The sequence below is a fragment of the Bradyrhizobium uaiense genome (assembly GCF_010811875.1).
In the GTDB taxonomy this organism is placed as follows: domain Bacteria; phylum Pseudomonadota; class Alphaproteobacteria; order Rhizobiales; family Xanthobacteraceae; genus Bradyrhizobium; species Bradyrhizobium uaiense.
This window is the reverse complement of the sequence record NZ_VKHP01001304.1, coordinates 1-202: the sequence shown is the minus strand read 5'-3', so window position 1 is coordinate 202 and position 202 is coordinate 1. Positions and strand designations below refer to the sequence as shown.

1 pseudogene is annotated in these 202 nt (G+C 66.8%); it reads right to left on the bottom strand.

The window, feature by feature from the left end:
• Positions 1-202 (bottom strand): annotated as a pseudogene (locus tag FNJ47_RS55940) (IS110 family transposase); the annotation flags it as partial.

Sequence of the window (202 nt, the reverse complement as noted above, 5' to 3'; positions counted from 1 at the left end):
CTGCTCCGGCGGCATCCAGCCGCGCAACCTCGTACCTCTCATTGCTCTCCATCAGCTTCCAGGCGATGCGCGCCCCCTTGTTGGCAAGCGCCCCCGCTGCAAGCTTCGGCGGCTTGCGCTTGATCAGTGCCAGCAGCCAGCGCGAGTGATGACCGCGTCCACGTCTGGCCTGCTGGATCACCGCCGTAGCCCCGATCACGAG